26 protein-coding genes, 1 tRNA gene and 1 pseudogene are annotated in these 24,927 nt (G+C 63.5%); 18 read left to right on the forward strand and 10 right to left on the reverse strand.

What is annotated here, in order from left to right:
• Window position 1: 1 nt before the first annotated feature.
• The 10 genes from flhB (at window position 2) to queE (ending at window position 8,811) form a co-directional block, all read left to right on the forward strand.
• A complete protein-coding gene (gene flhB / locus OOT33_RS03925) occupies window positions 2-1,144 on the forward strand; it encodes an EscU/YscU/HrcU family type III secretion system export apparatus switch protein (protein ID WP_307748709.1) in 1,143 nt (380 codons plus the stop codon).
• A 59-nt stretch (window positions 1,145-1,203) separates the two neighbouring features.
• The gene (locus tag OOT33_RS03930) at window positions 1,204-1,662 is read left to right on the forward strand and encodes a hypothetical protein (protein WP_307748710.1); all 459 of its coding nucleotides are present in this window, start codon (window positions 1,204-1,206) and stop codon (window positions 1,660-1,662) included.
• Between the two features lie 65 nt (window positions 1,663-1,727).
• Window positions 1,728-3,140, forward strand: a complete 1,413-nt coding sequence (gene fliD / locus OOT33_RS03935; protein WP_307748711.1) for a flagellar filament capping protein FliD — start codon at window positions 1,728-1,730, stop codon at window positions 3,138-3,140.
• A 39-nt stretch (window positions 3,141-3,179) separates the two neighbouring features.
• Entirely contained in the window at window positions 3,180-3,572 is a 393-nt protein-coding gene (gene fliS, locus OOT33_RS03940) for a flagellar export chaperone FliS (RefSeq protein WP_307748712.1), read from the forward strand.
• Between the two features lie 219 nt (window positions 3,573-3,791).
• Window positions 3,792-4,979, forward strand: a complete 1,188-nt coding sequence (locus tag OOT33_RS03945; RefSeq protein WP_307748713.1) for an acetylornithine transaminase — start codon at window positions 3,792-3,794, stop codon at window positions 4,977-4,979.
• Window positions 4,980-4,996: 17 nt separating this feature from the next.
• On the forward strand, window positions 4,997-5,923 hold the full coding sequence (gene argF, locus OOT33_RS03950) for an ornithine carbamoyltransferase (protein ID WP_307748714.1): 927 nt from the start codon (window positions 4,997-4,999) through the stop codon (window positions 5,921-5,923).
• Between the two features lie 10 nt (window positions 5,924-5,933).
• Entirely contained in the window at window positions 5,934-6,863 is a 930-nt protein-coding gene (locus OOT33_RS03955; RefSeq protein ID WP_307748715.1) for an Hsp33 family molecular chaperone HslO, read from the forward strand.
• Between the two features lie 124 nt (window positions 6,864-6,987).
• Window positions 6,988-7,416 carry a hypothetical protein gene (locus tag OOT33_RS03960; RefSeq protein WP_307748716.1) on the forward strand — a complete coding sequence of 143 codons (429 nt, stop codon included), beginning with the start codon at window positions 6,988-6,990 and terminating at the stop codon, window positions 7,414-7,416.
• A 52-nt stretch (window positions 7,417-7,468) separates the two neighbouring features.
• A complete protein-coding gene (queC, locus tag OOT33_RS03965) occupies window positions 7,469-8,167 on the forward strand; it encodes a 7-cyano-7-deazaguanine synthase QueC (protein ID WP_307748717.1) in 699 nt (232 codons plus the stop codon).
• Window positions 8,164-8,811, forward strand: coding sequence for a 7-carboxy-7-deazaguanine synthase (gene queE / locus OOT33_RS03970; protein WP_307748718.1), 648 nt, complete (start codon window positions 8,164-8,166; stop codon window positions 8,809-8,811). The genes queC and queE overlap by 4 nt, the downstream gene beginning before the upstream one ends.
• A 14-nt stretch (window positions 8,812-8,825) precedes the next feature.
• On the opposite strand, the gene OOT33_RS03975 is transcribed toward queE, so the two are convergent.
• Complete coding sequence (locus OOT33_RS03975; RefSeq protein ID WP_307748719.1) at window positions 8,826-9,152, reverse strand: hypothetical protein; 327 nt, start codon at window positions 9,150-9,152, stop codon at window positions 8,826-8,828.
• A gap of 31 nt (window positions 9,153-9,183) precedes the next feature.
• Window positions 9,184-9,867 carry a lipoyl(octanoyl) transferase LipB gene (gene lipB, locus OOT33_RS03980; protein WP_307748720.1) on the reverse strand — a complete coding sequence of 228 codons (684 nt, stop codon included), beginning with the start codon at window positions 9,865-9,867 and terminating at the stop codon, window positions 9,184-9,186.
• Between the two features lie 75 nt (window positions 9,868-9,942).
• Between lipB and OOT33_RS03985 the strand changes: the two genes are divergently transcribed.
• Window positions 9,943-10,704, forward strand: coding sequence for a hypothetical protein (locus tag OOT33_RS03985; protein ID WP_307748721.1), 762 nt, complete (start codon window positions 9,943-9,945; stop codon window positions 10,702-10,704).
• Here OOT33_RS03985 and OOT33_RS03990 read toward each other — a convergent pair whose 3' ends face one another.
• The 3 genes from OOT33_RS03990 to OOT33_RS04000 are packed head-to-tail and all read right to left on the reverse strand — an operon-like array spanning window position 10,705 to window position 12,615.
• Entirely contained in the window at window positions 10,705-11,289 is a 585-nt protein-coding gene (locus OOT33_RS03990; RefSeq protein ID WP_307748722.1) for a GNAT family N-acetyltransferase, read from the reverse strand. It lies immediately after the preceding gene.
• A 7-nt stretch (window positions 11,290-11,296) separates the two neighbouring features.
• Complete coding sequence (gene hemF, locus OOT33_RS03995; protein WP_307748723.1) at window positions 11,297-12,160, reverse strand: oxygen-dependent coproporphyrinogen oxidase; 864 nt, start codon at window positions 12,158-12,160, stop codon at window positions 11,297-11,299.
• Window positions 12,157-12,615 (reverse strand): TrmH family RNA methyltransferase, encoded by a 459-nt coding sequence (locus tag OOT33_RS04000; RefSeq protein WP_307748724.1) that lies wholly within the window; start codon window positions 12,613-12,615, stop codon window positions 12,157-12,159. The genes hemF and OOT33_RS04000 overlap by 4 nt, the downstream gene beginning before the upstream one ends.
• Window positions 12,616-12,847: 232 nt before the next feature.
• Here OOT33_RS04000 and petA point away from each other — a divergent pair, with 232 nt between their 5' ends.
• Genes petA through OOT33_RS04015 form a run of 3 tightly spaced genes read left to right on the forward strand, consistent with a single transcriptional unit; the run spans window position 12,848 to window position 15,609 of the window.
• Window positions 12,848-13,417 (forward strand): ubiquinol-cytochrome c reductase iron-sulfur subunit, encoded by a 570-nt coding sequence (petA, locus tag OOT33_RS04005; RefSeq protein WP_307748725.1) that lies wholly within the window; start codon window positions 12,848-12,850, stop codon window positions 13,415-13,417.
• A gap of 11 nt (window positions 13,418-13,428) precedes the next feature.
• Window positions 13,429-14,748 carry a cytochrome b N-terminal domain-containing protein gene (locus tag OOT33_RS04010; RefSeq protein WP_307748726.1) on the forward strand — a complete coding sequence of 440 codons (1,320 nt, stop codon included), beginning with the start codon at window positions 13,429-13,431 and terminating at the stop codon, window positions 14,746-14,748.
• A 15-nt stretch (window positions 14,749-14,763) separates the two neighbouring features.
• Window positions 14,764-15,609 (forward strand): cytochrome c1, encoded by an 846-nt coding sequence (locus tag OOT33_RS04015; RefSeq protein WP_307748727.1) that lies wholly within the window; start codon window positions 14,764-14,766, stop codon window positions 15,607-15,609.
• A 156-nt stretch (window positions 15,610-15,765) separates the two neighbouring features.
• On the opposite strand, the gene OOT33_RS04020 is transcribed toward OOT33_RS04015, so the two are convergent.
• The 3 genes and pseudogenes from OOT33_RS04020 to purM all read right to left on the reverse strand — a co-directional run bounded on the left by OOT33_RS04020 (window position 15,766) and on the right by purM (window position 17,665).
• Window positions 15,766-15,840 (reverse strand) — tRNA-Val (locus OOT33_RS04020).
• A 126-nt stretch (window positions 15,841-15,966) separates the two neighbouring features.
• Window positions 15,967-16,554, reverse strand: a pseudogene (purN, locus tag OOT33_RS04025) (phosphoribosylglycinamide formyltransferase); the annotation flags it as partial.
• Complete coding sequence (gene purM, locus OOT33_RS04030) at window positions 16,544-17,665, reverse strand: phosphoribosylformylglycinamidine cyclo-ligase (protein ID WP_307748728.1); 1,122 nt, start codon at window positions 17,663-17,665, stop codon at window positions 16,544-16,546. The pseudogene purN and the gene purM, both read right to left, overlap by 11 nt.
• A 107-nt stretch (window positions 17,666-17,772) precedes the next feature.
• Between purM and OOT33_RS04035 the strand changes: the two genes are divergently transcribed.
• Genes OOT33_RS04035 through OOT33_RS04050 form a run of 4 tightly spaced genes read left to right on the forward strand, consistent with a single transcriptional unit; the run spans window position 17,773 to window position 23,317 of the window.
• Window positions 17,773-19,023: a heavy-metal-associated domain-containing protein gene (locus OOT33_RS04035; protein ID WP_373690489.1), complete on the forward strand. Its 1,251-nt coding sequence runs from the start codon at window positions 17,773-17,775 to the stop codon at window positions 19,021-19,023.
• Window positions 19,020-19,655, forward strand: coding sequence for a chromosomal replication initiator DnaA (locus OOT33_RS04040; protein WP_307748729.1), 636 nt, complete (start codon window positions 19,020-19,022; stop codon window positions 19,653-19,655). Before OOT33_RS04035 ends, OOT33_RS04040 begins: the two co-directional genes overlap by 4 nt.
• 2 nt (window positions 19,656-19,657) lie before the next feature.
• On the forward strand, window positions 19,658-21,796 hold the full coding sequence (locus OOT33_RS04045) for an RNA degradosome polyphosphate kinase (protein ID WP_307748730.1): 2,139 nt from the start codon (window positions 19,658-19,660) through the stop codon (window positions 21,794-21,796).
• Window positions 21,797-21,799: 3 nt separating this feature from the next.
• The gene (locus OOT33_RS04050) at window positions 21,800-23,317 is read left to right on the forward strand and encodes a Ppx/GppA family phosphatase (protein ID WP_307748731.1); all 1,518 of its coding nucleotides are present in this window, start codon (window positions 21,800-21,802) and stop codon (window positions 23,315-23,317) included.
• A 4-nt stretch (window positions 23,318-23,321) separates the two neighbouring features.
• On the opposite strand, the gene OOT33_RS04055 is transcribed toward OOT33_RS04050, so the two are convergent.
• Both OOT33_RS04055 and rnd read right to left on the reverse strand, forming a co-directional pair.
• Entirely contained in the window at window positions 23,322-23,654 is a 333-nt protein-coding gene (locus tag OOT33_RS04055) for an I78 family peptidase inhibitor (protein ID WP_373690490.1), read from the reverse strand.
• Complete coding sequence (gene rnd / locus OOT33_RS04060; RefSeq protein ID WP_307748732.1) at window positions 23,651-24,826, reverse strand: ribonuclease D; 1,176 nt, start codon at window positions 24,824-24,826, stop codon at window positions 23,651-23,653. Before rnd ends, OOT33_RS04055 begins: the two co-directional genes overlap by 4 nt.
• Between the last annotated feature and the right edge of the window lie 101 nt (window positions 24,827-24,927).

Consider the following 24,927-nt stretch of genomic DNA (forward strand, 5'->3'; position numbering starts at 1 on the left):
CATGGCCCAGCAATCCAACGGTGGCGGTGAACGGACAGAAAAGCCGACAGCCAAGAAACTGGCCGACGCCGCCAAGGAAGGCGACCTTCTCCAGTCGCGCGATCTGGCGACGGCGCTGGTGGTGATGGCAGGCGCGGGCTGGCTGGCGATGGCCGGGCCGATGATCATGAGCGCAATGGAAGACATGCTGTCGCAAGCGCTCCAGTTCCAGCGCGAGGATGTGATGGATTTCAGCCCGGCGGAGCGGGGGGTCAGCCTGATGTCCGGCCTCGCCCTCCCGGTGGGCGGGATCATGCTGGCGACGATCATTGCCGCGATTGCCGCGCCCGCCATGCTCGGCTCGCTGGGTTTCCGCACCAAGGCGTTCATGCCCAAAGCCTCCAAGCTTAACCCCGCCGCAGGCCTCAAGCGCATGTTCGGCATGAACGGGCTGGTGGAGCTGGGCAAGTCGATCCTGAAGGCGCTGCTGCTGGGCTCGGTCGGCATCTGGCTGGTTTCGAGCCGCCTGGCCGAGATCACCACGATGGGCGCGGGCGGATTGCAGGCGGCGGCTGGCGAGATCGGCGATGTGTTCGTCACCGCCTGTCTCGTAATGGCAGGCGCGTTGATGCTGATCGCGGGGATCGATGTGCCATGGCAGATGTTTCAGCGGTTCAAGCGCCTTGCGATGAGCAAGCAGGACCTCAAGGACGAGCACAAGGAGTCGGAAGGCTCGCCGGAGCTGAAGGGCCATATCCGCCGCAAGCAGATGGAAGTGCTTTCGGGCAGTACGCGCAAGGCGGTGAGCGAGGCGAACGTTGTTCTGATGAACCCGACTCACTTTGCCGTCGCACTGCGGTATCAGCCCGGCAAGGACTTTGCGCCGGTCGTGGTCGCCCGCGGGTGCGATGCGATCGCGTTTGCGATCAAGGAACTGGCCGAGGCGAACAAGGTGCCGGTGCTGCAATATCCGGCGCTTACCCGCGCAATCTACTTCACGTCGCGCGCGGGGCAGGTGGTGGACGAGGCGCTGTTCGTCGCCGTGGCGACGATCCTTGCCTTCCTCTATCGCGTCGAGCACCGTATGTCCGCGCAGAGCGATCTGCCGCCGATCGACGTGCCGGAAACCATGCTTTTCGACGCCGACGGCCGCAAACAGGGTTAAAATCCGCTTAATCGGATTCATCCACCGAGGCTTTACACGCCGCCTATAATGGTGGTGCCATGAATGAGTTCGTGCCCCGGATAGACGCGATCGCGCCAGAGCGCATCGTCGCCACGCGCCCGGCGCCAGCGGTGCCGCTGGTGCAGGCGGCGGCGTCTGCGGCCAACGCGTCCAACGGCTCGGGCGTCAATCCGGATAGCGGCGAGGGCGCGCGGCGCGAGCAGATGGCCAGCGCGTTCGACTATGCGCGCGTACAGGCGCGCGTCGCGGACATCCTCGCCGATATCGCGGGCAGCAGCGAGCCTCCCGCGCAGGCGCGCGCAACTGCCGAGGCACATCTCGAAGCGTTGAAGCCCGTGCCCACTGTCATCATCCCGATGCTGCCCGCCAGTGTGGAGGTGGTTGAGCGTGCGGTCGAGGTCGCCCGGGCGGTCGCCCAGCAGGCCGAACTCGCCCGCGCGGCGCAGGCTCATGTGTCCAAGGGCGCTGTCGACCAGATCCTGTTAGTTCACGCATAAAATAGGCTTTTTCGCCCTAAAATTCCTGCGCGCCTGTCCGTTCTATCCCCTTGGAGGGAATGATCATGACCAGCATCGGCAGCAGCATAGCGACCATCATCGGCGGCGGCTCGGGAATCGACACCGGCGCGCTGGTAACGCAGCTCGTCAACGCCACCCGCGCCCCGCGTGAGCAGGCCATCACCAGCAAGCAATCCCTCAACAGCACGCGCGTCTCTGCGCTTGCTTCCGCAACCAGCTCGCTGGCCACTTTCTCGACCGCGCTGACCGAGGCGATGCAGAACGCCAACCTCGCGGGTCAGCCGGTTTCCAACGATCCCACCATCGTTGCGCTGAGCACGCTGCCGGGCGGCAAGCCGCAGGGGCTGCCAGCGCAGATTGAGGTGCAACAGCTCGCCGCCGCACAGGTGCTCGAGTCGGTAAACCTTCCCGCCCGCACGGACCCTGTAGGCCTCGGCACGTTGACGCTCACTACCGCGTCCGGCGCGAAGACGATCACCATCGACGGCACCAACAATTCGCTGGACGGTCTTGCCGCCGCCATCAACGGGGCCAATGCAGGCGTCACCGCCAGCGTGGCGGTCGACAATCGCGGCGCGCGCCTGATCATCAAGGGCGCGTCGGGCGCAACCAACAGCTTCACGCTTACAAAGGAGCTGACCGACACGGCAGACACGAATCTGTCCCGGTTCACCTTCGACGGCACGACCGGCGGCATGACGCGCCAGCAATCGGCGCTCGACAGCATCATCAAGATCGACGGCATCGAATATCGCAACAACACCAACACCGTCGACACTGCGCTGCCCTATGTCCGCATAGACCTCAACAAGGCCGCGCCGGGCACGCTGGTCACGCTCGCCACCAACGAGCCGACCTCGACGGTCAAGGATCTGGTGACCGAGTTCGTGAGCGCCTACAACACGCTGCGCACCGCGCTGAACGCCGCGACCGCCCCGGGCACTGACACCAAGTCCGCAGGCGCGCTCGCCGGTGACAGCGGCGTGCGGGACATGTTGCGCAAGCTCTCCGCGCTGAGCACGACGAGCCTCGCAGCATCAGGCACCTATCGCTCGCTGAGCGATATCGGCGTCAAGACCAATCAGGATGGCACGCTCAGCCTGGACACGACGCGCCTCGATGCCGCAGTCGCGGCCGACCCCTCGGGCGTGGCGCAGATGCTCAATCCCTCCGTCAGCACCGCCTCCACGCCCGGCATCGCCAAGGTCGTCGCGGATCTCAAGACCTCGGTCGAAGCGAGCGGCGGGTCGATCGCCGCATCCAAGAGCAAATATGACAAGCTGGCGGCGGACTACGCCAAGCAGATGGAAAAACTGAACGAGGACATGACCGATTATGAGGACCAACTCAGCAAGGTGTATTCGGCGATGGGCACCAAACTCGCCGCGCTGAAGGCCACGCAGAGCTACCTGACCCAGCAGATTGACGTCTGGACCGGCGGCAGCAGCAAGAACTGATTTGTAACGCTATAAAGAGAATTACAGGACCGACACCGCATGTATTATTCCCCCGGATTTGCAGGAAATGCCAGCCGTCGTTACGCCGCCGTTCATGCCGGCAGCCGCGTGGAGAGTGCCACGCCGCACGGGCTGGTCAAGATTTTGTTCGAGGAGCTGCTGCTGGCGATGGACGCCGCCGCGCTGGCGATGGACAAAGGCGACCGGCTGAAGGCGAACGACAAATATATCCGCACGCTCTCGATCATCCATGCGCTCGATGCCAGCCTCGATATGGATCATGGCGGCGAAATCGCGGTAGGGCTGGCGCAGATTTATCGCGAATGCCGCCGCCTCATGATCTCGGCACACCAAACCGGGAACGCGGCCGACGTGCGCAAGGCGCACGCGATCATCTCCGAAATCGCCGACGCCTGGAACCGTATCGGGTAAAGGTTGCGGAAACGGCGGCGCCACGATATAGGCGCGGCTCGCCGGACCATTTTCGAGCTGGCTGGTACAGCCAGCGGCTCGGAAATTGGTCATATATTGATCAAGGCATTTTCAGTGGAAGTGCTTTGGAGGGCGGCCCGGCGGGGGTCGCCTTTTTGCGTTTGGTGCACGCGCACCGCTTCAAACCGGCCATACGGCCCGCGCTAGAAAGGGAAGACCATGTCGATCACGCCGCTCATGCCTGTATATCCCCGGTGTGGTGTGCGCCCGGTGCGCGGCGAAGGCTGCTATCTCTTCGGCGAGCGCGGCGAGAAATATCTGGATTTCGCGAGCGGTATCGCGGTCAACGCGCTGGGGCATGGCGACGCGCGACTGGTAAAGACCATCGCCGATCAGGCCGCGACGCTGATGCATGTGTCGAACCTCTATGGCAGCCCGCAGGGCGAGGCGTTCGCCCAGATGATCGTTGATTCGACCTTTGCCGACACCGTGTTCTTCACGAACTCCGGTGCAGAGGCGGTGGAATGCGCGATCAAGACGGCGCGCCGCTATCACTACGCCAACGGCCAGCCGGAGCGGCACAAGATCATCAGCTTCTCCAACGCCTTCCACGGTCGGACGCTGGGCACGATCTCAGCCACGAACCAACCCAAGATGCGAGACGGGTTCGAGCCGCTGTTGCCGGGGTTCGAGGTGCTGGCCTTCAACGACCTTGAGGCGGCAGCGGCTGCGATCGACGAGAATACCGCGGGCTTCCTGCTGGAACCGGTGCAGGGCGAAGGCGGCATCCTTCCAGCCACGCAGGGCTTCCTGACAGGACTGCGCGCCCTGTGTGACAAGCACGGGTTGCTGCTCATCTTGGATGAGGTGCAGTGCGGCGTGGGGCGGACCGGCTCACTGTTCGCGCATGAGCAATATGGCGTGATGCCGGACATCATGGCCGTCGCCAAGGGCATCGGCGCAGGCTTTCCGCTTGGCGCGTGCCTTGCCACCGAAGAAGCGGCCAAGGGCATGGTCGCGGGCACGCATGGCTCGACCTACGGCGGCAATCCGCTCGCCATGGCGGTCGGCAGCACCGTCTGGGGCATCATCAACCAGCCGGAATTTCTTGCGCATGTGAACGCGATGGGCGAGCGGCTGCGCGGCGCGCTGGAGCAACTCATTCCCAATCACGACACTCTGTTTGACAGCGTGCGGGGCATGGGCCTGATGCTCGGACTGAAGCTCAAGAGCGACAGCCGCGCCTTCGTGGCGCATCTGCGCGACAATCACGGCCTGCTCACCGTCGCGGCCGGCGACAACGTGGTGCGCATCCTTCCGCCGCTGGTGATCGACGAGAGTCATATCGTGGAGTGTATCGAAAAGCTGTCTGCCGGCGCGCGGGACTATACCCCGCCCGCCGCCTGAACGCAGGGGGGAGCACCATGACCCGGCATTTCCTCAATCTATCCGACGCAGGGGCGGACGCCGTCTCCGCAATGCTTAATGACGCCATTGACCGCAAGGCGGCGCGCATGGGCAAGCCCAAGGGCACGGCGGATGCCGATGCGCCACTTGCGGGCCATACGCTCGCCATGATCTTCGAGAAGAACTCGACCCGCACCCGCGTCAGCTTCGATATGGCGATGCGGCAGTTGGGGGGATCGTCGCTGATCCTCGATGGCGGCACATCCCAGCTTGGCCGGGGGGAGACGGTGGCAGATACCGCGCGTGTCCTCAGCCGCATGTGCGACGCGATCATGATCCGTACCGACGACCACGCCAAGATCGAGGAGATGGCCGCCTATGCCACCGTCCCGGTCATCAATGGCCTCACGGATCTGTCTCATCCGTGCCAGATCATGGCCGATTTGCTGACCGTGATCGAGCACGGCCTCGCGCTGCCGGGCAGCCAGTGGGCATGGCTGGGCGACGGCAATAATGTTCTCCACTCGATCATCGAGGCAGCGGGGCTGCTCAAGTTCGATGTCCGTATCGGCGTCCCCGAAGGCTATGAGCCGGACCCGCGCTTTGCCGCCGAGGCGCAGCAGCGCGGCGCGCGCATCGCCCTCTCACGCGATGCGACTGAGGTCGCTCGCGGTGCGGATGTGGTTGTCACCGACACCTGGATCTCGATGGGGCAGGCCCATGCGCAGGAAAAGCTCGCTGCGATGATGCCCTATCAGGTGACGCAAGCGTTGATGGATCTTGCAAGGCCCGATGCGCGTTTCCTCCACTGTCTGCCCGCGCATCGCGGGGAGGAGGTGGTCGACGCCGTGATCGACGGGCCGCGCTCGCTGGTGTGGGATGAGGCGGAGAACCGCATTCACGCGCAGAAATCCGTGCTGTTGTGGGCGCTGGGCCTCTTGTGAGAAAGTGCGGATGAGCGACGGACCAATTGTCGACAGCGCGCTGGGCTTCACCATTCCCTCGCGCCATGCGCGCGGGCGGGTGGCGCGGCTGGGTACCGTGCTGGACGAGGTGCTCTCCGCGCACGCCTACCCGCCAGTAATAGAGCGGCTGCTGGCCGAGGCACTGGTGTTGTGTGCGTTACTGGGCAGCACCCTCAAAAATGATGCGGGTCAGCTGACCCTGCAGGCGCAGACCGAGGCGGGCGTCGTCAGTCTGCTGGTGGCGGACTATATGGCGACGCCCGGCGGCGGCGCGCTGCGGGGCTATGTCCAGTTCGATGGCGAGAAGCTGGCGATGCAAGGCAGCGAACCGACCCTGTTCGGCCTGTTCGGCAAAGGGTATCTCGCGATCACGGTCGATCAGGGGGCGAGCGAGGGCACAGAGGCCCATCGCTATCAGGGCATCGTGCCGCTGGAGGGTGCAAGCCTCGCCAAGGCGGCGGAGCATTATTTCTTCCAGTCCGAGCAAATCCCCAGTTTCGTGCAAATCGACGTGCGGCACGGGCAGGACGGCGCCTGCATCGCGGGTGGCATGTTGGTGCAGCACCTGCCCGAAGGAGAGGTCGGGCGTGAGCGGCTGCATGTGCGCCATGATCATCCGGAATGGGAGCATGTGCAGGCGCTGGCGCACACCATCAACGCCTCAGAGTTGACGGATACGGCGCTGGGTTTGGACGAGATAGTCTGGCGGCTCTTTCATGAGGAAGGCGAAGTACGCGTGCAGCACATAAGTGCTCTGTCCCGCGGTTGCAGATGTGACGAGGCGCATATCCGCAGCGTTATCGGCCAGTTTCCTGCAGGTGAGCGGGCAGAGATGGCGGATGAAGCAGGCAACATCAATGTCGATTGCGCCTTTTGCTCGAAAATCTTCCCAATCTCGCTCGCCAGTTTGAACAATTGAACATTAACCCTCTTCCTTGATCGACTTTCCCTCTTTTTGCCTTAATTCCGCATTATCCAGCCAATAGGGGATGCGTGGTTCCGTCTGAGCAACTTCGACGGAAGGGTATGTGAGGGGTACATGCATGGATATTTGGGTGCGCTTTGCAGCCGCTGCCGCCCTGTCAATGTGGGGGACGGCGGCGCTCGCGGTTTCTGCCGGAGGCCCGGCGCCATCGGCCGGGAGGATGACGGCGCTGCGGCAAATTGAAAAAGGGCAGTGGGAGCTTCGGGAGCGGGGGACAAAGCAACCCGCTGCGCCACGCCGGCTGTGCGTCGGTGATCCTGCCCAGCTGCTGCAGGTGCAGCATGGCGATGGCGGATGCAGCCGGTTTGTCGTTGCCGATACGGACAATCACGCCATCGTAACCTATCAGTGCAACGGCCGGGGCAATGGCCGGACGGACCTGCGCGTGGAGACCCCGCGCCTTATCCAGATCGATTCGCAGGGCGTAGCCGATGGGGCGCCGTTCGCTGTTTCGCTGGAGGGACGCAGGACGGGTGAATGTCGATAATTCGCGCGTAAAGAGCTTGCGCGCCCGGGCGGCGGGACTATAGCGCCGGGCAATGAATCACTCCCCTCAATCAAAGGCCGTAGTGCTGCTCTCAGGCGGTCTGGACAGTTTTGTCGCGGCGGCCCTGGCGCGTGAGGCGGGGTTTGCGCTTTATGCACTCACCATCGACTATAACCAGCGGCACAGAGTGGAGCTGGAAAGCGCGCGGCGGATCGCGGCAAATCTGAGGGTGGAGAGGCATGTCGTTCTGCCGCTGGATCTGACGGCTTTCGGCGGATCGGCGCTGACCTCTGCCGATATTGCCGTCCCCAAGGATGGCGTCGGTGCGAGCGGGGAGGGTGGAATCCCGCTGACTTATGTTCCCGCGCGCAACACGATCTTTCTTTCGCTGACTCTTGGTTTTGCTGAGGTCGTAGACGCGCAGGACATATTCATCGGCGTCAATGCGCTCGATTATTCGGGCTATCCGGATTGCCGGGCGGAGTTCATCGAGGCCTTTGCGAATATGGCGGCGCTTGCCACGAAGGCGGGGGTGGAGGGTGCGCCGGTCCGGATCAACACGCCGCTCCAGTTCATGACCAAGGCCGACATCGCGCGCGAAGCGGCGCGGCTGGAGCTTGATGCGGGGCTGAGCTGGTCCTGCTATGACCCTACGGAGGATGGCAAGCATTGCGGGCAATGCGACAGCTGCCGCTTGCGCGCAAAGGGCTTCATTGAGGCGGGCCTGCCAGACCCGACCGTTTACGCATGACCTACGCCGTCAAGGAAATGTTCCTCACTCTTCAGGGCGAGGGCGCAAGGGCGGGGCACCGGGCGGTGTTCCTGCGATTTGCGGGGTGCAATCTGTGGTCCGGGCGCGAGCAGGACCGGGAAAACGCCACCTGCCGTTTTTGCGACACGGATTTCGTTGGCACCGATGGCCCAGGCGGAGGCAAATTTGCGGATGCCTCTACTGTGGCGGAGGCGGCGGCTGCCTTATGGGGCGCGGGCGGGGCGCATCGCTATATCGTGCTGACCGGCGGAGAGCCGATGCTTCAGGTGGACGACGCGCTGGTGGATGCGTTGCAGGCGGCGGGCTTCACGATCGCGATCGAGACCAACGGCACATTGCCCGTCCATCCCGGCATCGATTGGGTGTGCGTCAGCCCCAAGGCGGGAAGCGACGTCGTCCAGCGTTCCGGCGATGAGCTGAAGCTCGTCTGGCCGCAGCCCGGCTCTTTTCTGCCAGGGCAGGGGGCGGAAGAGATGGAGGACTGGGCCTTCGCGCATTTCCTGCTCCAGCCGCTCGACGATGCCCGGCAGGAGGCCAACACAGCCGCGTGCATAGAACGTGTCATGGCCCGGCCCCTGTGGCGGCTCAGCCTTCAGAATCACAAGCTGGTAGGTCTGAAATAGGCGCTGGGCGGCGCTTATTGATCGGCGACTACCTCTTCATCGGCGGGCGCGGCAGTATTGTCTGCCTCGCTGGCGTTACCCGTGGGAGAGGCGGCCGGTGCGGCACCGTTGCTGAGTGCAGCAACCGGTGTCTCCGTCTGTACGCCGTCGAGGTCCGTCATCGCGTCCGATATGGTGCCGTCGGCCTTTTCAAGGTCGGAGAGATGCGCCTGTGTCGTGTTGCCCTTTTCGCCGCCGCCGCATGCCGCCAGCGGCAGGCTGGCCGCGACCAGAAAGGCGAGCGGCGCAAGGCGCAAGCGGGGGAGGGGGAACGGCATCACTGTCTCCTTGGCGGTCGTCATCATTCCTCCCTAGCTCCGCGCCGCGCCGTGCTCAAGCGGAACAGGCTGTCGCCGCCGGGCATTTGCGCAGGGCGGCAATGAAAGCGGGGAAATGGTCCCGCAGGGCGTCGTCGAACTCCGCCATGCTCGCTTTCACACCCAGCGCCGCGAGGCTGGTGACGGGAAATTCCGAAATGCCGCAGGGTACGATGCCGCTGAAGTGTGTGAGATCCGGGTCGATGTTGACCGAAAAACCATGCAGGGTAACCCATCGGCGCACCCGCACGCCGATGGCGCCGATCTTGGCCTCGCGCCCGTCAAGGTCGTCCGTCCAGATGCCGATGCGCCCCTCTGCCCTGCGCGCGCTCACGCCGAAATCGGCCAGCGCGGCAATCACCCAACCCTCGAGATGATGGACGAAATTGCGGATGTCCTTGCCCCGCTGCCCCAGATCGATGCTGAGATAGCCGACACGTTGACCCGGCCCATGATAGGTATATCGGCCGCCGCGCCCGGCGTCGTATACCGGAAAACGCGGATCGAGCAGCTCCGCCCGGTTGGCGCTGGTGCCGGCAGTGTAGAGCGGGGGGTGCTCGATCAGCCAGACGCGCTCGTTTGCCTGACCCCCTGCGATGGCCGCTGCCCGCGCTTCCATTTCCTCCAGCGCCTGCGGATAGGGCACGGGGTCCTGTTCCACCTGCCATTCGATGGCATCTGTGTCTGCTGTCATGGTCATGGCTGTTCTTGACTTGAATTGCCGCACCCATCAAGAGGAATGACAGGGTGAAGGCGCGGGGCCGCCACGGAGAACATGACTGTTATGAAGCCGGTTTCCTTGAGCGCTGCGTGGGAAGAAACCCTGGCCTTCATGAAGCGCGAAGGCGCTCTCGTGTTTCCGGTTGCTCTGCTTTTCATTGCCATTCCACTGGCGCTCATCTTGCAGGTCCTGCCCGACCAGATGCGGAACATGACGCCGGGAACGCCGCCACCTGCCGCCGCTGTATTGCCGAACGGCGTGAAGATGACGATCGCCGCTGCCGCTCTCGTCATCCTCGGCGGGGCATTGAGCTGCTATGCGCTGGCGGCAAAGCCGGGGATCAGCCTGCGAGAGGCGCTGGCGCTCGGCTTTCGCCGCGTGCCGCATGCGTTTGCGGCGGCTTTTCTGGTGGGGCTGGGGCTGGCCATTCCCCTGGTGGCGTTGTCCGCCGTTTCGCCTGCAGTGGGTCAGCTCTACATGCTGGCAGCGAGCCTCTTCTTCTCGGTGCGTTTCCTGTTCCTGAACGTCGCGATCGTCGATCAGCTGGATGGGCCGATAGCGGCGGTCAGGCGTTCATGGGCGATGACGCGCGGCAATTTCTGGCGTTTGTTGCTGTTGATCGTGGCGGTCGCCGTGCCGATCATGCTGGTGCAGGTCGTGGCGGGGATGCTGCTGGGCTTGATCGGATTTGCGCTGGGCGGGCCGGAATTGGGCAAGCAGCTGGGTGATCTCGCCACTGCAGTCGTTCTGGCCCTGGGACAGTTGTTCATGATCGTGCTCACCGTGCGGCTTTACCGCCAGCTATCGGCTTCCTGATCAGCCTACCATCGGAACATGCGGTGCGGCGCTGGCCGGCAGCACGCCGGTGAGTCGCGGATCGGAGAATATTTCCACCGCTCGATGCACCGGCACAAAGCCTGCATTCCGATAAAGGGACTGCGCGCGCGGGTCGTCCAGCGAGCAGGTCTGCACCGCGAGCTTGGTAACGCCCTTGCGCCAGCCGAGCGCCAGCGCCTGCGCCATCAGCCATTGTCCCAGCCCCTGGCCGGTGAGTTGCGGCACGAGGCCGAGGAAAGCGAGTATGCATTGCTTGGAATGGCGAAAATCCAGCTCCAGCAGGCCCACCTCTATGCCCTTTGGATCAAGCACGGCGTGCACTTCAACCAGCGGATCGTGAATCGTGGCTTTCAGTTCGTGGTCGCTCAGCACGAGACGGGAGAACCACAGCCAATGTTCACCCACACGGCGGAAGAGGATGCGGTATTTCTCCGGTTCGGCTTCTTTCCACCGCGCCAGGCGCAGCGGGCTGCTAAGCAGAGGCGCTGGTTTGGGCCGCTGTGTCATCTCGAAACGGGTAACGACCGTCGCCACCTCGCCCGCTTTGACCGGGATCAGCGCCATCGCCTCGCTAACTCCAGCGCGCCATCGGCGGCAGGCTCATCAGAATCGCATCGATATTGCCGCCTGTCTTGAGTCCGAACAATGTGCCGCGATCATAGACGAGATTGAACTCGGCATAGCGGCCACGCCATTCAAGCATACGTTCCACGTCCGCCTGATCATAATCATGACCCATGCGCCGCCGCACGATCGGCGGGAAGGCGGCAAGAAATGCCTCGCCCACCGCGCGTGTGAAGGCGAAGTTGGCGTCAAAGCCTGCGTCATCCGCGCATTCGAGATGGTCGTAGAAAATACCGCCCACGCCCCGGTGCACCTTGCGGTGCGGAATATAGAAATAGTCGTCCGCCCATTTCTTGAAGCGGTCATAATAGTCCCGTCCATGCGCGTCGCAGGCGCCCCGCAGTTCACTGTGGAAGTCGGACGTATCCTGATCGTAAGGGATCGGCGGGTTGAGATCTGCCCCGCCGCCGAACCAGCGCTTGGTGGTGACGAGGAAGCGCGTGTTCATATGCACGGCGGGTACATGCGGGTTCGCCATATGGGCGACGAGGCTGATGCCGGTTGCGAAAAACGCAGGCGCCTCCTCGGTCGCGCCGTTGATGGTTTTCGCGAACTCAGGCGCAAAGGAGCCGCCAACGGTCGAGACATTGACGCCGACCTTTTCGAAGACTTTCCCCTTCATCACACCGCGCACGCCGCCGCCGCCTTCGCCCGGCGCGATCCCATCGCCCTCGCGGTCCCACTCAGTGTATATGAACTGCGCGTCGCTGCCTGCTTCGCGTTCGATAGCCTCGAATTCGGCGCAAATGCGGTCTCGCAGGGACTCGAACCAGTCTCTCGCAGCCTGTTGCTGGGGGTCTAGCGGGATCATTCGGGCAACGTTCCTGTCTGGCGCATGGCTTCATGCAGGGCGATGCCCGCAGCGACAGCAATATTCAAGGACCGAAATCCCGGCGTCATCGGAATTCTGACCCGTTTTGCGACGCGGGCGTGGACATCAGGCGGAACGCCCGCGCTCTCGCTGCCCAGCAGCAGCGCGTCGGTGACCAGAAACTCCGCTTCGTGCAGCGCGCAGGTTCCGCTCGATGTGAGCAGCACGACACGTGATCCGGCTTCGGTCCGTGCGTCGAAGAAGGCGTCTGCATTCGCATGACTCACCGTTTCCGCCCGGTCTCCATAATCCATCGCGGCGCGGCGCAACTGCTTGTCTGATGCAGGAAAACCGCAGGGCATGATGATGTCGAGCGGTATGGAAAAACAGGCGGCAAGACGCATGATCGTGCCGACATTCCCGGCGATATCGGGCTGGTAGAGGGCGATCCGCATGATGTCTGCCTAGCCCCGACGGCCGGGTTTGTCACGATCGTGGCAAAATGCAGTTGGCAAATCCTGCGGTTCGGCGCTATCAGGCGCGCGATGCGGCAAGGGGGCTTGCGCGACAAACCGGTGGGGGCGCGCGTCAAACCTCTTGAAAAAGCCCGGATGACCGGGCAATGCAGCGCGCATTACAGGCTTCACGGTTCTCGTGAATCGGGGTTGAACGACAAGGGTTGAATGCATGGCGACGCTAGAGAATACCGCAGGCGAAGGGGTTTCGGCAGAGGGCGGCGGCGTCCGCCGTCGCGATTTCATCAATATTGCCGCCGTCAGCTTTGCAGGCGTGGGTGGCGTGGTGGCGGTGCTGCCGCTCGTCAACCAGATGAACCCCAGCGCGGATGTGCTGGCGATGGCGTCGAGCGAGGTCGATCTTTCGGGCATCCAGCCGGGACAGGCGATCAAGACCACGTTCCGCAGCCAGCCGCTGTTCGTTCGCCACCTTACCCCGGAAGAAATTGCCAAGGCCGATGCTACGGACGCCTCCACCCTGCGCGATCCGCAGACGCTGGAAGAGCGCGTGGTAGACGGCAAGACGCAGTGGCTCGTCACCATGGGCGTGTGCACTCATCTGGGCTGCGTTCCGCTGGGCGCGGGTGAGGGCGAGAACAAGGGTGAGTTTGGCGGCTATTTCTGCCCGTGCCACGGTTCGCACTACGATACCGCAGGGCGCATCCGTAAAGGCCCGGCGCCCCGTAATCTCGAGGTGCCGCCCTACACGTTCACCTCTGACACCGCCATTCTCGTAGGCTGAGGAACAGATCCATGAGTTTTCCCTGGGCAAATCATTATACCCCCAAGGCTCCACTGATGCAGTGGATCGACGAGCGGCTGCCTTTGCCGCGCCTCGTCTACAACGCGGTCGGCGCTGGCTATCCTGTGCCGCGCAACCTCAATTTCTTCTGGAACTTCGGTGTGCTTTCGGGCCTCGCGCTGATGATCCAGATCGTCACCGGCATCATCATGGCGATGCATTATGGCGCCAATGAGCTGGTTGCGTTCTCGTCGGTCGAGCATGTTATGCGCGATGTGAACGCCGGCTGGCTGATGCGCTATGCCCACGCAAACGGCGCGAGTTTCTTCTTCATTGTGGTTTATCTCCACATCTTCCGTGGCCTTTACTACAGTTCCTATAAGGCCCCGCGCGAGATGGTGTGGCTTCTGGGCCTTGTGATCTTCCTGCTGATGATGGCGACGGCGTTCATGGGCTATGTGCTTCCCTGGGGCCAGATGTCGTACTGGGGCGCGAAGGTGATCACCGGCCTGTTCGGCGCAATCCCCGTTGTGGGCGAGCCGATCCAGACCTGGCTGCTGGGCGGTTTTGCCCCGGGTAACGCCGCGCTCAATCGCTTCTTCTCGCTCCATTATCTGCTGCCGTTCGTGATTGCCGGTGTTATCATCCTGCACATCTGGGCGCTGCATATCCCGGGGTCTTCGAACCCGACAGGCGTCGAGGTCAAGGGTCCGCAGGATACGGTTCCGTTCCATCCCTATTACACGGCGAAGGACGGTTTCGGCGCGGGCATCTTCTTCATCCTGTTCGCGATTGCGGTCTATTTCGGCCCGAATTTCCTCGGCCACCCGGACAATTATATCGAGGCAAACCCGCTCTCGACCCCGGCGCATATCGTTCCCGAATGGTATTTCTGGCCGTTCTACGCGATCCTGCGTGCCTTTACCTTCGATTTCTTCTTCATCCCGGCGAAGCTGCTCGGCGTGCTTGCGATGTTCGCGTCGATCCTGCTGCTGTTCTTCTTGCCGTGGCTGGATACCTCGCCGGTGCGTTCCGGCAATTACCGCCCGATGTTCAAGAAGTTCTTCTGGATCCTAATCGCGGACGTGCTGGTGCTCGGCTATTGCGGCGGCGCACCGGCGGAGGAGCCGTTCGTGATGATCTCGCAGATCGCGGCGGCCTATTATTTCGCCCATTTCCTGATCATCCTGCCGCTGATCGCCGCGTTTGAAAAGCCGTTGCCGCTGCCCGGTTCGATCACGGAGTCGGTCCTCAACAAGGGCGGGTTCGAAGGCGAGCGCGATGCGCTTCCCGGAATGGGCAGCGATACTCAACCGGCCGGTGCGGCATAAAGGGGGCATAAGAAAATGGTTCGCATTGGTGCATTTCTCGTCGGCCTGTTCTTTTCCGGCTGGCTTCTCGTCTCCTTCATCATGGGTGCGGTCGCTTATGTGAGCGAACCGCCCGCGCCGACGGCGGAGCGAGAATTCCATAAGCATCCCCGCCACGCTGGCTTCAGCTTTGAGGGACCGCTTGGCCATTATGACAAGGCGCAGCTGCAGCGCGGGTTTCAGGTGTTCAGCGAAGTCTGCTCGGCCTGCCACAGCCTGAAGTTTGTGTCGTTCCGCGATCTTGCGGCGCTCGGTTACAACGAGGCTGAGGTCAAGGCAATCGCCAAGAACTGGAAGATCAAGACGCCGGACGTCGATCCGAAGACCGGCGAGGTGGCCGGGCGGGATTCGATGCCGTCTGACAAGTTCCCCAAGCCTTTCGCTAACAATGTTGCTGCGGCAGCGGCGAACAACAATGCGGTTCCGCCGGATCTCTCGCTGATGACCAAGGCTCGGCATGATGGCAGCAACTATGTGTACTCGCTCATCACCGGCTATCAGGCGCAACCAGCCGAGCTTCTGAAGAAATTCCCGGACGTGAAGACGCCGGAGGGGCTGCACTACAATCCCTATTTCGCTAACCTCAACCTCGCCATGGCGCCGCCGCTGACGGCCGAGGGACAGGTGACCTATGGCGAGGGTCAGCCCAAGCCGACCGTCGACCAGATGGCGAAGGACGTGGCCGCTTTCCTTACCTGGACGGCTGAACCGAAGATGGAAAACCGCAAGAGCGCGGGCATTGCGGTGCTGTTCTTCCTGCTGATCGCGACAGCGCTGGCCTATATGTCTTACCGGAACATCTGGGCCGAGGTGAAGCACTGAGCTTCGCGCCACAGAGGCAAACAATTGGAAGGGCGGTTCCTCATGGAGCCGCCCTTTTTTTAGGAAGTGAGCTGTACTGTGCGTTGCGCAGATACGCATACGCGCGCCCTCAGCGCACATGCAGTGCTATGTCGATTGTTAGAGACGAGAGGGGAATGGTGGGCGTGGCAAGGATTGAACTTGCGACCCCTGCGATGTCAACACAGTGCTCTACCACTGAGCTACACGCCCACACTTCAACCCGATCCGCAGCAGGTCGTGCCTCGCCGCAGCAGGAGACGCGCTGTTAGCCGCGTTGCGCGGTCAGCGCAAGAGGGGGAATGTCGAAAATCATACACAGCCCCGTCCTCATCAGACGCGGCCGACATACTCCGCCAAAACGCGGCTATAGAGCTGATGCTCTGCAATCAATACCCGCGCCGCCAGCGTATCGGGTGTGTCGCCGGGAAGGATCGCCACTTCGGTCTGGCCCAGCACCGGGCCATCGTCCAGCTCCGCCGTCACGATATGGACCGAACAGCCGCCATGCGTGTCTCCAGCATCCAGGGCGCGCTCGTGGGTATGCAGGCCCTTGTACTTGGGCAGCAGAGAAGGATGGATGTTGAGCATCTTGCCGTGCCAACCGGCCACGAATTCCGGGCTCAGGAGGCGCATATAGCCTGCCAGCGCCACGAATTCGGCCCCCGCCTTGCGTATTTCCCCGTCGAGGATCGCGTCGAACTCCGCGCGCTTCAGGCCCTTGTGGCTATGGGCGAAGGTTGCGATCCCTTCCGCACGGGCCAGCTCAAGGCCCTGCGCTTCAGGGTCGTTCGAGGCGACCAGAACTATCTCGAAGGGGCATTCCCGCGCCTTGGCCGCATAGACCAGAGCCGCCATGTTCGACCCGCGCCCGGAAATGAGAACTGCGACCCGTGCCCGTCCGCCGCGCGGCGGCTCAGCCGTCATGCTGCGCTTCCCACGCGCCACGCGCGGACCATGCCTCGCGCGATCCGGCGACGGTGCAGCCCTTGGGCCCCCTCTCGATGCAGCCGATGCGTTCCACCCGCTCGCCCGCATCCTCGAGCGCCTTGATTACGCTCGCCGCCTTATCCTCGGCGACAACCAGCACCATGCCGATGCCGCAGTTGAAGGTGCGGGCCATTTCGGCGGGTTCGATGTTACCCTGGGCCTGCAGGAACGCCATCAGGCGCGGCTGCGGCCATGCGTCGGCATCGACGAAAGCGCGGCAGCCTTCGGGCAGTACGCGCGGAATATTCTCCAGCAGGCCGCCGCCGGTTATGTGCGCCAGCGCGCGAATGCGCCCTGCGCGGATCTCGGGGAGCAGCGATTTCACATAGATGCGGGTCGGCGCCATCAGCGCGTCGATCAGCAAGACATCCTGATCGAACATGGCCGGGCGGTCGAGCTTCCAGCCTTTGTCGGCGGCGAGGCGTCGCACCAGCGAATAGCCGTTGGAATGGATGCCGGTCGAGGCAAGGCCAAGCAACACATCGCCCACCTTCACCCGGTTGCCCGTCAGCGCCTCGCTGCGTTCCACCGCGCCGACGCAGAAGCCCGCGAGGTCATAGTCGCCATCGGCGTACATGCCCGGCATCTCCGCCGTTTCGCCGCCGATCAGCGCGCATCCAGCCTGCTTGCAGCCTTCTGCAATGCCCGCGATCACGCGCTCGGCCACGCCATTTTCCAGACGCCCGGTGGCGAAATAATCGAGGAAGAACAATGGCTCCGCGCCTTGCACGATCAGATCGTTGGCGCACATCGCCACAAGGTCGATGCCGACCGTGTCATGCCTGCCGCTGTCGATCGCGAGCTTCAATTTGGTGCCGACACCATCATTTGCCGCGACAAGCAGAGGGTCCTTGAATCCCGCCGCCTTCAGATCGAAAAAGCCGCCGAAACCGCCGAGATCGGCGTTCGCGCCGGGTCTGCGCGTCGATTTCGCCAGCGGCGCTATGGCGCGCACCAGCGCGTTACCCGCGGCGATATTCACGCCCGCCTGCGAATAGGTGTAGCTGTGCGGTTGCTCTTGCGCGGCGGAGTCGGTTGGCTTGGTCATGGGATTCAGCGCCTAGCCCATTTATGGATTTTATCAAGGTGCGGCGAAAAGCGCCCGGCCTGCAATTGCCTGTTGGAATTCGCGCAATTTGCCGCCAAAAGAGCGCCGTGACGATTGCCGAACGCCTTTCCCTCCCTTTGCGTTTTTCCGGTCTGCTGCGGCTGCTGGCCTTCCCGTTCGTAATCGCGCTCGGGCTGGCGGCGGCGCATCTTGTGGCGCAGATGGAAGGCGAACGCGGCGTCCCGCCGATCGCCAGCAGCGGCGATTTCGAAGTGAGCGGCATTCATGTCGATGTCTATGCCGCCAATGCCGATGCCGCGCGCACGGCGGGCTGGCGGCTCGCGCAAAGGCTGGCCTGGAAGAAGTTGTGGGCGCAGACCAATGGCGGCGCGCTGGGGCTGTCCGATGGCCAGCTTGACCAGATCGTTTCCGGCATCGAAGTGGAGTCCGAGCAGATAGGCCCCAACCGCTATATCGCGGACCTGCGCGTATTGTTCGACCGGGCGCGCGCCGGGCAGATCCTGGGTGTCACCAGCACGGCACTGCGCTCGCCACCGCTGCTGGTGATCCCGATCCTGCGGCAGGGCGGTGTCTCTACGGTTTTCGAGACGATCAACGAGTGGCAGAAGGCGTGGGCGCGCTATCACACCGGCAACAGCGCGATCGACTATGTGCGCACCAGTGGATCCGGCCCGGATGCGTTGCTTCTCAATGCCGGGCAGATCGAGCGGCGCGGCCGCAACTGGTGGCGCAACATTCTCGATCAATATGGCGCGGCGGACGTGGTGTTCCCCATCGCGCGGCTGGAGCGGCAATGGCCCGGCGGCCCGGTGATCGGGCGGTTCGCTGCGCGCTATGGCCCCGACAACCGCCTGCTCGGCGAAGTTACGCTACGCGCCGAGAGCGAGGCTGCTGTTCCCAAGATGCTCGATCAGGCGATCGAGAAACTGAATGCCATCTATACGCAGGCCTTGCTTGACGGGCGCCTGCGACCCGACCCGTCGCTGGTGATCGAGGAGCCGCTCAACGCAACTGAGCTGGATCTCGGCAACATGAGCGACCTGCCGGTGGAGGTCACGGATGTGCCGCCCGTCGCTGGCCTCTCGACCTACGCAATCCAGTTCGACACGCCCGATGTCAACTCCGTCACCCAGGGCGAGGCCAGCGTGCGCGCCATTCCCGGCGTGCGCTCTGCCAACACCAGCAGCCTGGCGCTCGGCGGCGTATCTGTGATGCAGGTGAGCTATGAGGGCAGCTTCGAGATGCTGCGCGCCGGGCTTCAGGCGCGCGGATACAGCGTCAACGCCAACGGCACGACTTTGCGCATCACCCGGCGCGGGGCGGGCGGAACGCCATGAGCCAGATCGGCCTGCCGTTTGACTGGCAGGAGCAGGGCGGGCAGGGGCAGTTCATCGTAGGCGATGCCAACCGCCTGGCGCTCGATCATATCGAACGGTGGCGAGACTGGCCCATCCCGATCTCGATACTCTCCGGCCCGCCCCGCTCTGGCAAGTCCGCGCTGGGTCGCCATTTTGCGGGTCTCTCCGGCGGCGTGGTGATGGATGACGCCAACCGCCAGCCCAACGAAACGCTGTTTCATCAGTGGAACATCGCGCGTGATACCGGCGTGCCGTTGCTTCTCATCGCGCGCGAAGCGCCGGAGCTGTGGACGGTGGCGCTGCCTGATCTGCGCTCGCGCCTTGCCGCCGCGCCGCATGTGCGCATCGCCGAGCCGGACGACGCGCTGATGCTGTCGCTGATCGAGACGGGATTGGCGGCTGCGGGTTCCGCCTATGCGCCGGACGTGCCGGAGTGGCTGGCCCGCCGGATAGAGCGCAGCTACGCCGCGCTGGCGAGCACGCTCGATGTCCTCAACCGCGCCTCGCTCGCTTCCGCCCGCAAGATTTCCGTCGCCAGCGCAAAAGAGGCGCTGCAAAATAGTCATCTTTTTCCTATAGAGAGGGATGAAACGGGACAGGGACACAGCTGAGCATGTCTGAGGCCGATCCGGTCATCGCCCTCTCGGGCAGTGGGGACCGCTATTTCAACCGGGAGCTATCGTGGCTGGCCTTCAACCGCCGCGTGCTGGAGGAAGCGACCAACCCGGCCCATCCGCTGTTGGAGCGGCTGCGCTTCCTTTCCATCAGCGGCACCAATCTCGACGAATTCTTCATGGTCCGCGTGGCGGGCCTCAAGGGGCAACAGCTCGACAATGTCGACCTGCGCTCGGCCGATGGCCTGACGCCCGCCCAGCAACTGGCGGCAATCGGGGTTGAGGCGGATCAGCTGATGCGCGAGCAACAGCGCGTGTGGCATGTGCTGCGCGGCGATTTGGCCGCGAGCGGTGTCGAGGTGATCGATACCCAGACGCTCAGCCCCGATGTGGAAGCATGGCTGGAGGAGCATTTCCTTACGCAGATATTCCCCATCCTCACGCCGCAGGCGCTGGACCCGGCGCACCCGTTCCCATTCATCCCCAACCTGGGTCTTTCCTTGTTGTTTGACCTCATCCGTAAGTCCGACGGCGAGAATGTGCGTGAGCTGGTGATGATCCCGTCTTCGCTGCCGCGATTCTTTCGCATACCTGGCCATCCGGCGCGCTACATGGCGCTGGAAAGTGCGGTAAGGCGGTTCAGCCATCGATTGTTCCCCGGCTACGAAGTCCGCGAAAGCGGCATTTTCCGCGTGATCCGAGACAGCGACATCGAAATCGAGGAAGAAGCGGAAGATCTCGTTCGCTATTTCAAGAGTGCGATCAAGCGGCGGCGGCGCGGGCGCGTCATCCGGCTGGAGATCGAGGCTGCGATCCCCGACTCGGTCGAAGACATGCTCCAGAACCTGATGCAGGGGCAGGACGCGCTGATAGCCGATATTGACGGCTTCATCGGCATCGGCGACCTCTCCGCCGTGGTCGAGGAAGACCGGCCGGACCTCAAGTTCGAACCATTTGCCCCGCGCTTCCCGGAGCGCATTCGCGAATATGGCGGGGATTGTTTCGCCGCGATCCGTGCGAAGGACATCGTCGTCCACCACCCCTATGAGAGCTTCGACGTCGTCGTCGCGTTCCTCAAGCAGGCGGCGGCGGACCCGGATGTGGTGGCGATCAAGCAGACGCTCTATCGCGCGGGCAAGCAGTCCGCCGTCATTCGTGCGCTGATCGACGCGGCCGAGGCAGGCAAGTCCGTCACCGCCGTGGTTGAGCTGAAGGCCCGGTTCGATGAGGAGCAGAACCTGCTATGGGCCAGCGCGCTGGAGCGGGCGGGTGTTCAGGTCGTCTATGGCTTCATCGACTGGAAGACCCACGCCAAAATCTCGATGGTGGTGCGGCGCGAGGGCGATACGTTCCGCACCTACTGCCACTTTGGCACCGGCAATTATCACCCCATCACGGCGCGCATCTATACGGACCTCAGCTTCTTCACCGCCGATCCGCGCATCGGGCGTGACGCCGCCTCGGTGTTCAACTACATCACCGGCTATGTGGAGCCGAGCACGCTGGAACTGCTCACCATGTCGCCGCGTGATCTGCGTCCGCGCCTCACGCAATTGATCGACGACGAGATCGCTCACGCCCGCGCCGGTCGCCCTGCGAGCATCTGGGCCAAGATGAACAGCCTCGTCGATCCCGCCATCATCGAAAAGCTTTATCAGGCGAGCAATGCGGGCGTGCAGATCGATCTGGTCGTGCGCGGCATATGCTGTCTGCGGCCAGGTGTGGCGGGAATGTCGGAGAAGATCCGCGTCAAGTCCGTCATAGGCCGGTTCCTGGAGCACAGCCGCATCGCGGTGTTCGGCAATGGCAATAAGCTGCCGCACAACGGCGCCAAGGTTTTCATCAGCTCGGCGGACTGGATGCCGCGCAATTTCGACCGGCGCGTGGAATATATGCTCCCCATCCTCAATCCCACCGTGCACGATCAGGTGCTTGATCAGGTGATGGTCGCGAACCTGATCGATACCGAGCAGAGCTGGGAGCTGGGGCGGGACGGGCGCTATGTGCGGCTCGACCCCGGCGAAAAGCCGTTCAACCTGCATCGCTATTTCATGACCAACCCCTCGCTTTCCGGGCGCGGCGCAGCGCAAGAGCAAGGCGACGCCGCACCCAAGCTCAGCCTGCGTTATCGCGTATAACTCATGACCCTGCTTGAAAAATTCACATCGACGCCATCCGCGGTGGCTGGCGCTACCGCCCCCGGCCGTCGGGCAATCATCGACATTGGTTCCAACAGTGTGCGCCTCGTCATCTATGACGGGCCGGCCCGTGCCCCCTTCCTGCTGTTCAACGAAAAGGTTTCGGCTGGGCTGGGCGCGGCGCTCTCGACAACCGGACGCATCGACGACACGGCGATGGAGCGCGGACTGGAGGCTCTCCAACGCTTCGGCTTGCTCGCGCGCGAGATGGATGTTGCGGACATGCGCTGCATCGCCACCGCCGCAGTGCGCGAGGCGACGAACGGGATCGAATTTGTAGATCAGGCGCGGCGACGCACCGGCCTCGAAATCGAGATATTGTCCGGCGCGGAGGAAGGGCGCGCGGCAGGTTTGGGCGTCATATCAGCGGTACCGGACGCGGACGGCATCGTCGCCGATCTTGGCGGAGGAAGCCTGGAACTGGCGCGGGTAAAGGCAGGAGCGGTGCATCAGGTCGTCTCGCTGCCGCTGGGTGTGCTGCGCCTCTCTGCCATTCGTGCCAGCGGCAAGATGGCGCTCGCGAAATTCGTGGCGAAGGCGCTCAAGGAGGCGGGCTGGGCGGCGGTGGAGCGGGGGCTGCCGCTCTATCTTGTGGGCGGCTCGTGGCGCGCGCTCGCGCATCTCGATATGCAGCTGGTGCAGTTCCCGCTGCCGGTGATCCATCATTATTCGATGCTGCCCGAACGCGCCGCGACGCTCGCGCGCGTCACCGCGTCGATTGGTAAGGCCCGGGTGAAGAAGATACCAGCGATCTCAGGTTCGCGTATCTCGGCACTTGCTCCTGCTGCGGCACTGCTTCGGGTACTGGTGCGGCAATTGGGCAGCAGTGGAATGATCGTCTCCGCCCATGGTCTGCGCGAAGGGTTGTTATTCGAGGGGCTGGGGCCAGAAGAACGCGCGCTCGATCCACTGCTGGTGGCTGCCGAGGCGGAGGGTGAGGCGCAGGGGCGCTTTCCCGGCCATGGCGCATTGATCGATCAGTGGATCGCGCCGTTGTTTGAGCATGACCCCCCACAATTCGAGCGGATTCGCCGGGCGGCGTGCTTGCTGGGCGACGTTGGTTGGCGCGCGAACCCGGATTTTCGGGCGGAGCGAGGCCTGGAGATCGCGCTGCACGGCAACTGGGTTGGCATAGATGGCTGGGGCCGTGCGATGCTGGCACAGGCGCTCTACAGCAATTTCGGCGGAGGCGGCGGGTTGGCGCCGGGGCTGGAGCAGTTGGCTCCCACCGAAGACCTGGCCCGGGCCTGCCAGTGGGGGCTTGCGATTCGGCTGGCGCAGCGTCTGTCCGGTGGGGTTGCGGGGCCGCTCGGCAAGGCGGAGCTGCTGCGTGACGAAACCGCCATCACGCTGGTGTTGCCACGCAGCCACGCGCGCTTGACCGGCGAAACGGTAAACCGCCGCCTCAAGAATCTGGGGCAGGCGATGGGGCTGGACTGGCGCGTGGCGGCAAAAGACTAAGGCGTCAGCCGCAGGCGGTGGTGGTGATCACCAAATTGTCGTCATAGCTCACGGTCAGCCGGTCTTCGCGGAAGTCCATCGTCACGGCGGTGCGTGGCGGCACCCAGCGCAAGGAACGCGCGCCGGTTGCGGTGAGGAGGCGCGCGCCGGTTTCGGCTGTCGCCTTTTCGCCTACGAAAAGCCAGGTCTCCTCGCCACCACTGACTTGCTTGAGGCCCGCCGGGTTGCACACGCCGGCCGTTGGCTGCTGCGCGGCGGCGGAGGAGGGCACATCAAGCGGCGCGCAGCCGCTTACCGCGATCAGTGCGCCAAAACCAGCCAGACATGCGATTTTCACGAAACCATATCCGTGCGCGTCATAAGCAGCTTGCCTTCCACAACCGTAAAGGCCAGCCGTCCCTCGACCAGATCGAGCGCATCCCGCCCGAACTGCTCGAACCGCCAGCCCTCCAGGATCGAAAGCCCGTCGCGCACGCCCGCTGCAAGCATTTCGACGTCATCCGTGCGGGCGATGAGACGGGCAGCCACATCGATCTCCTTGGCGCGAATCTTGAGCAGCAGCTTGAGCAGATCCGCCACCAGCGCGCCGTCCTTGCCAAGGCCGGGCCGCTTGGGGTCGCGCTCGGGCATCTCCTCGCGCGGCAAGGGTTTGGCGTTGCTGATCGCCTGCATCAGCCGCCCGCCGATATCGTTGCTCTTCCATGAGGCGGAAAGACCGCGCACCTTGCCCAGATCGTCCTGATTGCGCGGCGGATGCGAGGCCATGTCGGCCAGCGTCTCATCCTTCACGATGCGGCCACGCGGAATATTCTTGTCCCGCGCTTCCTTCTCGCGCCATGCGGCGAGCGCCTTCAAGCGCCCCAGCACTTCGGGCTTGCGGCTGGATACGCGCACGCGCTTCCAGGCGTCTTCGGGCCGATTTTCATAATTGGATGCCTCGGCGATGCGTTCCATCTCGTCGTCGAGCCAATCACCACGCCCGGTCGCGCGCAGCTTTTCCAGCATCATCGGAAAGAGCTGGATCAGGTAGGTTACGTCGCCGATGGCATAGTCGATCTGGCGCTTGTCGAGCGGCCTGCGCGCCCAGTCCGTAAAGCGCGCGCCCTTGTCGAGCGTGACGCCCATCCAGGCGTCGACCAGATTGCCATAGCCAATCTGCTCGCCCAGTCCCAGCGCCATCGCCGCGATCTGGGTGTCGAACAGGGGGTGCGGCGTCTTGCCGGTCAGGTTGTAGATGATCTCCAGATCCTGCCCGCCCGCGTGAAAGACCTTCAACACATCCTCATTATTCACCATCAGGTCGAGCAGGGGGGTCAGGTCCAACCCCGGCGCCTTGGGGTCGATCGCGGCGGCTTCATGCTCGTCGGCAATCTGGACCAGGCACAGCTCCGGCCAATAGGTGTTTTCGCGCATGAACTCTGTATCCACCGCGACCCACGAGGAGCGGGAGAGGCGTTCGCAGAGGGCTGAGAGGTCTTTGCTGTCGGTAATCAGCGGATGGATTTGCATATGGTCTTCGTTCACATTATGGGCGGGCGCGCAGGTGCACTGCGGTCCTCTTACGAGTGTTTCAGCGCGCCATAGCCGGGTTACATCCATTTGTCATATTC

This window comes from Sphingobium sp. DEHP117 (assembly GCF_030867385.1).
GTDB lineage: Bacteria > Pseudomonadota > Alphaproteobacteria > Sphingomonadales > Sphingomonadaceae > Sphingobium.

Excerpts from the sequence above, each read along its gene's own strand:
- OOT33_RS04040 (WP_307748729.1), top strand. The coding sequence starts at position 19,020 with ATGAGCCAGATCGGCCTGCCGTTTGACTGGCAGGAGCAGGGCGGGCAG.
- argF (WP_307748714.1), top strand. The coding sequence starts at position 4,997 with ATGACCCGGCATTTCCTCAATCTATCCGACGCAGGGGCGGACGCCGTC.
- petA (WP_307748725.1), top strand. The coding sequence starts at position 12,848 with ATGGCGACGCTAGAGAATACCGCAGGCGAAGGGGTTTCGGCAGAGGGC.
- fliD (WP_307748711.1), top strand. The coding sequence starts at position 1,728 with ATGACCAGCATCGGCAGCAGCATAGCGACCATCATCGGCGGCGGCTCG.
- OOT33_RS04000 (WP_307748724.1), bottom strand. The coding sequence starts at position 12,615 with ATGCGGATCGCCCTCTACCAGCCCGATATCGCCGGGAATGTCGGCACG.
- OOT33_RS04010 (WP_307748726.1), top strand. The coding sequence starts at position 13,429 with ATGAGTTTTCCCTGGGCAAATCATTATACCCCCAAGGCTCCACTGATG.
- OOT33_RS03955 (WP_307748715.1), top strand. The coding sequence starts at position 5,934 with ATGAGCGACGGACCAATTGTCGACAGCGCGCTGGGCTTCACCATTCCC.
- OOT33_RS03960 (WP_307748716.1), top strand. The coding sequence starts at position 6,988 with ATGGATATTTGGGTGCGCTTTGCAGCCGCTGCCGCCCTGTCAATGTGG.
- OOT33_RS04015 (WP_307748727.1), top strand. The coding sequence starts at position 14,764 with ATGGTTCGCATTGGTGCATTTCTCGTCGGCCTGTTCTTTTCCGGCTGG.
- purM (WP_307748728.1), bottom strand. The coding sequence starts at position 17,665 with ATGACCAAGCCAACCGACTCCGCCGCGCAAGAGCAACCGCACAGCTAC.
- OOT33_RS03930 (WP_307748710.1), top strand. The coding sequence starts at position 1,204 with ATGAATGAGTTCGTGCCCCGGATAGACGCGATCGCGCCAGAGCGCATC.
- queC (WP_307748717.1), top strand. The coding sequence starts at position 7,469 with ATGAATCACTCCCCTCAATCAAAGGCCGTAGTGCTGCTCTCAGGCGGT.
- OOT33_RS03990 (WP_307748722.1), bottom strand. The coding sequence starts at position 11,289 with ATGGCGCTGATCCCGGTCAAAGCGGGCGAGGTGGCGACGGTCGTTACC.
- hemF (WP_307748723.1), bottom strand. The coding sequence starts at position 12,160 with ATGATCCCGCTAGACCCCCAGCAACAGGCTGCGAGAGACTGGTTCGAG.
- lipB (WP_307748720.1), bottom strand. The coding sequence starts at position 9,867 with ATGACCATGACAGCAGACACAGATGCCATCGAATGGCAGGTGGAACAG.
- queE (WP_307748718.1), top strand. The coding sequence starts at position 8,164 with ATGACCTACGCCGTCAAGGAAATGTTCCTCACTCTTCAGGGCGAGGGC.
- OOT33_RS04050 (WP_307748731.1), top strand. The coding sequence starts at position 21,800 with ATGACCCTGCTTGAAAAATTCACATCGACGCCATCCGCGGTGGCTGGC.
- flhB (WP_307748709.1), top strand. The coding sequence starts at position 2 with ATGGCCCAGCAATCCAACGGTGGCGGTGAACGGACAGAAAAGCCGACA.
- fliS (WP_307748712.1), top strand. The coding sequence starts at position 3,180 with ATGTATTATTCCCCCGGATTTGCAGGAAATGCCAGCCGTCGTTACGCC.
- rnd (WP_307748732.1), bottom strand. The coding sequence starts at position 24,826 with ATGCAAATCCATCCGCTGATTACCGACAGCAAAGACCTCTCAGCCCTC.
- OOT33_RS04045 (WP_307748730.1), top strand. The coding sequence starts at position 19,658 with ATGTCTGAGGCCGATCCGGTCATCGCCCTCTCGGGCAGTGGGGACCGC.
- OOT33_RS03975 (WP_307748719.1), bottom strand. The coding sequence starts at position 9,152 with ATGACGACCGCCAAGGAGACAGTGATGCCGTTCCCCCTCCCCCGCTTG.
- OOT33_RS03985 (WP_307748721.1), top strand. The coding sequence starts at position 9,943 with ATGACTGTTATGAAGCCGGTTTCCTTGAGCGCTGCGTGGGAAGAAACC.
- OOT33_RS03945 (WP_307748713.1), top strand. The coding sequence starts at position 3,792 with ATGTCGATCACGCCGCTCATGCCTGTATATCCCCGGTGTGGTGTGCGC.